This is a genomic window from Myxococcus sp. AB025B, from assembly GCF_006518215.1.
Lineage (GTDB): Bacteria > Myxococcota > Myxococcia > Myxococcales > Myxococcaceae > Myxococcus > Myxococcus fulvus.
Window position 1 is genome coordinate 22,016 of record NZ_SRLW01000111.1, and the last position, 6,991, is coordinate 29,006.

General features: G+C 69.2%; 7 protein-coding genes. 3 read left to right on the plus strand and 4 right to left on the minus strand.

Features of this window, described 5'->3' with window-relative positions; all coding sequences use genetic code 11:
• The first annotated feature begins 19 nt into the window (after window positions 1-19).
• Entirely contained in the window at window positions 20-1,702 is a 1,683-nt protein-coding gene (locus FL311_RS19865; protein ID WP_141327090.1) for a glutamine--tRNA ligase/YqeY domain fusion protein, read from the plus strand.
• A gap of 14 nt (window positions 1,703-1,716) precedes the next feature.
• On the opposite strand, the gene FL311_RS19870 is transcribed toward FL311_RS19865, so the two are convergent.
• The 3 genes from FL311_RS19870 to FL311_RS19880 all read right to left on the minus strand — a co-directional run bounded on the left by FL311_RS19870 (window position 1,717) and on the right by FL311_RS19880 (window position 4,456).
• Complete coding sequence (locus FL311_RS19870; RefSeq protein WP_153882693.1) at window positions 1,717-1,869, minus strand: hypothetical protein; 153 nt, start codon at window positions 1,867-1,869, stop codon at window positions 1,717-1,719.
• Window positions 1,870-1,893: 24 nt separating this feature from the next.
• Entirely contained in the window at window positions 1,894-2,112 is a 219-nt protein-coding gene (locus FL311_RS19875; RefSeq protein WP_141327092.1) for a hypothetical protein, read from the minus strand.
• 121 nt (window positions 2,113-2,233) lie between these two features.
• Window positions 2,234-4,456, minus strand: coding sequence for a M4 family metallopeptidase (locus tag FL311_RS19880; RefSeq protein ID WP_141327094.1), 2,223 nt, complete (start codon window positions 4,454-4,456; stop codon window positions 2,234-2,236).
• Window positions 4,457-4,800: 344 nt separating this feature from the next.
• Between FL311_RS19880 and FL311_RS19885 the strand changes: the two genes are divergently transcribed.
• Both FL311_RS19885 and FL311_RS19890 read left to right on the plus strand, forming a co-directional pair.
• Complete coding sequence (locus tag FL311_RS19885) at window positions 4,801-5,391, plus strand: DUF4291 domain-containing protein (RefSeq protein ID WP_141327096.1); 591 nt, start codon at window positions 4,801-4,803, stop codon at window positions 5,389-5,391.
• 83 nt (window positions 5,392-5,474) lie between these two features.
• Window positions 5,475-6,230 carry a bifunctional 2-polyprenyl-6-hydroxyphenol methylase/3-demethylubiquinol 3-O-methyltransferase UbiG gene (locus FL311_RS19890; RefSeq protein ID WP_141327098.1) on the plus strand — a complete coding sequence of 252 codons (756 nt, stop codon included), beginning with the start codon at window positions 5,475-5,477 and terminating at the stop codon, window positions 6,228-6,230.
• Window position 6,231: 1 nt separating this feature from the next.
• On the opposite strand, the gene FL311_RS19895 is transcribed toward FL311_RS19890, so the two are convergent.
• A complete protein-coding gene (locus FL311_RS19895; protein ID WP_141327100.1) occupies window positions 6,232-6,828 on the minus strand; it encodes a tRNA-uridine aminocarboxypropyltransferase in 597 nt (198 codons plus the stop codon).
• Window positions 6,829-6,991 lie beyond the last annotated feature (163 nt).

Below are 6,991 nucleotides of genomic sequence, written 5' to 3' on the forward strand. Positions count from 1 at the left end.
ACGAGGATTCGCCCCCATCATGACGACGACGAACGAGACGCAGGGCCTGAACTTCCTCCAGGAGATCATCGAGGAAGACCGGCGCACGGGAAAGCACGCAGGACGCGTGCACACCCGCTTCCCGCCCGAGCCCAACGGCTACCTCCACATCGGCCACGCCAAGTCCATCTGCCTCAACTTCGGGCTGGCGAAGCAATACGAGGGGCTGTGCAACCTGCGCTTCGACGACACCAACCCCGTCACCGAGGACACCGACTACGTCGAGGCCATCCAGCGCGACGTGAAGTGGCTCGGCTTCGACTGGGCGGACCGCAAGTTCTACGCCTCCGACTACTTCCCGAAGCTCTACGACTTCGCCGTGCAGCTCATCAAGCAGGGCAAGGCGTACGTGTGCAGCCTGTCGCCGGAGGAGATTCGCGAGTACCGCGGCGACTTCACCACGCCGGGCCGTGACAGCCCGTACCGCACCCGCTCCGTGGAGGAGAACCTGGACCTGTTCTCGCGCATGCGCGGCGGGGAGTTCCCCGACGGCAAGCACACGCTGCGCGCCAAGATCGACATGGCGTCGCCCAACCCCGTGCTGCGCGACCCGCCCATCTACCGCATCCGCCACGCGCACCACCACCGCACCGGCGAGGCGTGGCCCATCTACCCGCTCTACGACTTCGCGCACTGCCTGTCGGACGCGATTGAGGGAATCACCCACTCCGTCTGCACGCTGGAGTTCGAGAACCGGCGGGTGCTGTACGACTGGATCGTCGACAGCCTCATCAAAGGGGACCGGCCGTACCAGTACGAGTTCAACCGGCTGAACCTCAACTACACGGTGATGAGCAAGCGCAAGCTGCTCAAGCTCGTCACGGAGAAGTACGTCTCCGGCTGGGACGACCCGCGGATGATGACCATCAGCGGCCTGCGCCGCCGGGGCTTCACGCCCGCGTCCATCCGCGACTTCGCCACGCGCGCGGGCGTCAGCAAGACGCAGCAGCTCATCGACATGGGCGTGCTGGAGCTGTGCATCCGGGAGGACCTGAACGAGACGGCGCCCCGGGCCATGGCGGTGCTGCGGCCGCTCAAGGTGGTGGTGGAGAACTACCCCGAAGGCCAGGTGGAGATGCTGGAGGTGCAGAACCACCCGCAGAAGCCGGAGATGGGCACGCGCCAGGTGCCGTTCATGCGCGAGCTCTACATCGAGGCGGACGACTTCATGGAGGTCCCCGCCAAGGGCTTCTTCCGGCTGGCGCCGGGCAAGGAGGTGCGCCTGCGCTCGGCGTACTTCATCACCTGCAAGGAGGTCATCAAGGACGCGGACGGCAAGGTGGTGGAGCTGCGCTGCACCTATGACCCGGCCACGCGCGGCGGGGACTCGCCGGATGGCCGCAAGGTGAAGGGCACGCTGCACTGGGTGCCGGGCAACGCGCCCACCGCGGAGGTGCGGCTGTACGACCGGCTCTTCTCCGTGGAGAGCCCGGACTCTGACGACGCGACGGACTTCACCACGTTCCTGAACCCGAACAGCCTGGAGGTGCTGCGCTCGGCGCGCGTGGAGCCGATGCTCGCCGACGCGGCGCCGGAGTCGCGCTTCCAGTTCGAGCGGCTGGGCTACTTCTTCGCGGACCCGAAGGACTCGCAGCCCGGCAAGCCCGTCTTCAACCGCACCGTGTCCCTGAAGGACTCGTGGGTGAAGGAGAAGGGCAAGTAGTCGAGGACACACGCTCAGGGTGTCGCCGGGCCCTTGCCGGGCGGCACCCTGCACGCGGCGTGACCCAGGATGACGTCCCCGTCGACGGTGCTCGTGGGCGTGGGCGTCCAGCCCGCCTGGAGCCGGGCGTCCAGGAGGTCATCGGCGCTGGGTCGACGGTCCCACACGGAGACCGCATTCACACCGCCCAGTCAGGTGGTGTCGAAGACGAGGTAGCCCCCGTCCTTCCAGGGCAGCACCACGTCGTGGGTGAACTCGTCCTGCACGACGACCTCGGTCACGTCGCGCGGCGGTGTGCTCGCGAAGCCCCAGCGCACCACGTCCTGGAGCAGGGTGAGCGGCCCAAGCTCCCGCTCCAGCGCCGAGCGCTCCTCGGGGGACAACCCAGCCCTGTCGTTCAGCGTGAGCATGACCCCGGCAGTGTAGCCCCGCTCGGGGCGCGGACGCACGCCACGGGGCCCCGCGCGGCCGTCCACCGCCGCCCGAGGGTCCGGGCGGAGGCGGGAGGGCCGCGAGGGGCGGTGTCACGTCTCAGGGAGGATAGGACACGAGAATGGCGGTGTTCTGATAGCCGCCCTTCGCGCCGACAACCCAGACATACAGCTTGCCGGAGGTGACCTGGGGGATGACGCACTTCTCGGCGTTGGTCTCCTTCATGCCGCGGCAGTCGTACTCGTAATGGTTGGGGATGGCCCCCATGCGCACGTAGAGGTCCGCGTTGCCCGTGCCGCCCAGCAGCTGCACGGTGACGCTGCGCGGCTTGCCGTTCGCGCGCGCCGGCACCTGCACGATGTAGCCATGGCTGCCATTGGCGGGGGCGGACAGTCCGCTCACCACCACGTTGGGCTCGAGCGGGAAGAAGCCGCCGTCGAACTTCATCACCAGCGAGGCGTTGGTGTAGGGCGTATAGGTGTTGACCATCGCGTACCACTTGCCGGCGGTGGGCGTGGGGAAGACGCACTCCTCGTTGGCGCCGGAGCGGTAGGGCCGGCAGTCATAGAGGCCCGTCGTGGGGTAGTTGCCCTGGCGGATGTACAGGTCCGGGTCGCCCGTGGTGCCGGACAGGGTGAAGCGCAGGTTGGTGGCGCCCTCGGGCACCTCGGCCCAGCCGTACTCCTTGGCGCCGCTCGCCGTGCCGGAGAGGACGACGGGCACGTTGCGCTCGAGCTCGAAGGGGTCGGTCGGCTCGAACACGACGCCCACGTTCACGGCCTTCCAGGCCGCGGCGACGGAGGCGACGACGGACGCGTCATAGCCCAGCTGGACGGCGGCCTGCTCCGTGGCGATCCTGGCGGCGTCGAAGGTGGAGTTGGGCATGAGCAGGTCCCGGTTGGCCTTGTAGAAGATGCGGCCCGCCATCTCGATGCCGATGCCCGTCACGGCCGGGCGCGTGGGGAAGCGCGGGTGCGTGCCGCCCTGGGCCAGCAGGTAGAAGGCCAGGTTGGAGATGCCGGAGCTGTAGTGGACGTCCACGCCGTTGCTGTAGTTGTGGTAGTCGTCCAGCGAGTCCCCATCCTGGGTGGGGTTGTTCATGTAGCGCAGCGCATCGCCGGGGACTTCGGGCGTCCACACGTCCTCGCCCACCAGGTAGGTGCCCTCGTTGATGACCTTGCCCTCGCTGTGCCACTCGCAGACGGCGCCGAAGATGTCGGAGATGGACTCGTTGAGGCCGCCGGACTCACCCGAATAGATGAGGTCCGAGTCGACTTCCGTCACCGCGTGCGTCAGCTCGTGGGCGATGACGTCCAGGCCGTAGGCCAGGTTGATGGCGGTGGTGCCGTCACCGTCGCCGAAGACCATCTGCTCGCCGTCCCAGTACGCGTTCACGTAGTTGACGCGGTGGTGGACGGTGGAGTGGAGCGTCGCGCCGAGGTCGTCGTAGGAGTCGCGGTCGAACAGCTCCTTGTAGCAGCGCCAGACGGCGCCCGTGTTGTCGTACGCCGCGTTGACGACGGGGTCCGCGTGCGGCGCTTCTCCCTCCCGGCGCGCCGCCGTCCCCGGCAGGTCGTTGGTGTTCTGGCCGTCGTAGACGATGCGGTCGAGCGCGGAGTGGATGTGGTTGAAGCGCTCGAACACCTCGCCGGAGCGGGCGTTGACGAGCACCGACTCCTTCACGGGCGTGCCGTCCTGCTTCGCGCCCGTCACCAGCACCCGCCAGGAGAGGATGAGCTGATCCTGGTCCCTCCAGTAGACGAGCGCGGGCGCCTTGCGGACGACGAGGCCCGGCGCCGAACCCTTGTCCGCCAGGGCGTTGGCCTTCGCCAGGTCCACGCCGATGGGGTCGCTCTGGAGGGCGGCAAGGCCGCCTCGCGCGTTGCCGTTGATGGCGAAGACCTGGCCGTCGCGCGCGTGCAGCCGCAGCTCCGCGCCCAGCACCTCCACGCCGTGGTAGCGCACGCCGAAGCGGTAGTGCGTGTCCCCGTCGGAGCCGACGTAGGCCTTCTTCAAGAAGAGCTGCTCGGTGTCGAGCTTGAAGAGCGGCGCCACCCGGGCGAGCACCGGCGCGAGGGAGTGGGTCTGAAGTCCCTTGAGGGCGAGCTTGCCGGTGGGGACCTCACCGAACCTGCCTCGGAGGAAGGTGGGGACCTGGTCCGGGTCCGCGGAGAGGACTTCGTGGCCCTGGGCGAGGGCCGCTGCGGCCTGGGTGGCGGCGTCGTCGTGTAGGTCCTTCGGTGTGTCGGCATCGGTGCAGGCGCCCAGGGTCAGGCTCAACAGCGTGGCACCCAGGACACCGCGTCCCCGTTTCACAAACATGCACTACCCCCCAGCGAGAGATGAAGTCGCCAGCCTGTGCAATCACAACCCGAAGGAGAATTCGGTACTGGCAACCCCATCGCAATCTATCGCGAGGCCCCGGCAGTGCCCTCTCCCTCCCCGTCGGAGTTTGCTTGTCCTGAACACCTCCCTCCGCGACAGCGTCCGTTGCCTGATGTTGGTCGCTCGCGGTGTCCGGAGGACCTGGGAACGCGTGTTCCATCACCCGCTCGTCTGGGACTCCAGGACAGGGTCCGCCATGTCTGGGATTCTCAGGGAATGAAAGGACGCGAAGCTGCTACGGTGCGCGTCATGCGACGAGGATGTGGGTGGAGGCGGGCGTCATGAGCGCGCGGCGGGAGGTCCGCGCGGACTTCGACCGGGGCTCCATCGTGATGTATCAGGCCTATCCGGACGCCATCGCGGACGTGGCGGTGGCGACGCAGCGCTTCGGGCCGCCGTTCTCCGTGGGGCGGATGACCTGGGTGAAGCCCAGCTTCCTGTGGCTGATGCACCGCTCCAACTGGGGGCGCAAGAGCGGGCAGGAGCGGACCCTGGCGGTGCGCATCCACCGCGCGGGGTGGGAGGCGGCGCTGGCGGTGGGCGTGCTCACCGCGTACGAGCCCGGCGCCCACGGCTCACCGGAGGCCTGGAGGAAGGCCTTCGAGGTGGCGCCCGTCCACGTCCAGTGGGACCCGGAGCGCTCGTTGCGTGGCGCGGGGCTGCCGCACGACAGCATCCAGGTGGGGCTGGGGCGCGCCATCATCCAGCGCTATGTGGAGGATTGGGTGGTCTGCATCACGGACGTGACGCCGCTGGTGCACAAGCTGCGCAAGCACCTGGACGAAGGGCGCGCGGAGCAGGCCACCCGGCTGTTGCCCCGCGAGGCCGTCTATCCGGTGCCGCGGGAGCTGGTGCGCCGACTGGGGATGTGAACGGCGGGCAGCGTCCGCTGTACGCTCGGGGCACCTTCCCTGGCTGGGGGAGGGGCCGTTCAACTGGAGCTGGGGGTCTGACGATGGGAATCACGCTGTCCCCGCGGGAGTACGCCACCGCGTTCCGTCTGCTCGCATCCACCGCGCGCCATCCGGAGAACATCGCGCGGCTCGTCGAGGAGCGCTTGTCTGCGCGCATGTCCCAGGCGCCGTCGCTCCTGGACGTGGGCGCGGGCTCCGGCAAGGTGGCCCAGGCGCTGGCGACGCGCTTCGGCTCGCTCACGTTGCTCGAACCCAACCCGGAGCAGGTGGCGCAGCTGCGACTGGAGAAGGCGAAGGTGCTCATCGAGCCCTTCGAGCGGTTCGATTCGTCCGAGCGCTTCGACCTGGTCCTGTGCTCCCACGTCCTGTACCACGTGCCGCCCTCGGACTGGCCGGGCTTCATCGACCGGCTCCTGTCGTTCGTGCGTCCCGGAGGCCACGCCCTCATCATCATGGCGGCGGGGCGCGGGCCCACGTTCGAGCTGTGCCGCGACTTCGCCGACACGCTGAACTTCGGGCAGCTGCTCCTGGACACCCTGGGGCGCATGTCGCTCTCGCACGAGGTCCTCCCGGCGATGAGCGGCTTCACCGCGCGCACCTTCGAGGAGATGTTCACCCTCTGCCGCTTCTTCGTGCTGGAGGGGTGCTTCACGGCCGAGCAGCTCGCGGCGATGGGGCCGGAGGCGTCGCGGGAGATGGACCGGAAGCTGCGCCAGCACGCGGAGGCCTGCCTGCGTCCGGACGGCACCTACCAGCTGGAGCAGGACGAGGACATGGTGCTCATCCCGAGGCCGTGACTCAGCGGCTGGGGCCCATCGCCTCGCGGTTGAGCGAGCCGCACTCGGCGATGCGCTGGACGCGCAGCTGGGCCAGGCGCGCCAGGGGGGCCGCCGTCTGGGGGCCCTCCAGCAGCTCCACCGCGCGGGCTATCGCGTCCAGGGTGGACATGCCCGCAGGGTGGCTCGGCTCGCGCAGGTGGAGCATTCCCGGGGGCGGCGGCGGCAGCACGAGCCGGGGGAGCAGGCGCAGCGTGGGGAGCCGCTGGCTCATCCGCCGCGCCTGGGACCAGCTGCCATCCAGCACCACCACCTGCCGGGGCGGCGGGGTGTCCTCGGGGAGCTCGGGCCCGTCCGGGAAGAGCAGCCACGTGCCGGGCTCGGCGAACAGGGAGCTGTCCAGGACGTCGGCGGGCGAGCCGTGGGTGAGCAGGGTGGCGTTGGTGAGGGCGAGCGCGGCCACCCGGCCGGTGTTGCTCTTCTTGCGGATCTCCAGCGCGTGCTGCACCAGGAGGAACCGCGTGCGCGTCTGCACGCGGGGAATCTCCGCGCACAGACACAGGTGCGACGGGAGATAGCAGCGGTCACATCGGGGGCGGAGGGCAACGCGCGAAGACATCCTCCGACATCCTGTTCCGTGGCTCCCCGGAAGAGAAGCGTTGTTTCGCCCCGCCGGGAGGTGGGGCCCGGCCCGCTCCCCCGGTGTGATTGATACAGGCCGGAGGGCTCAGCCCAGCAGCCGCTCCCCCAGGAGGAACCCCACCGTCATGGCCACCACGAGC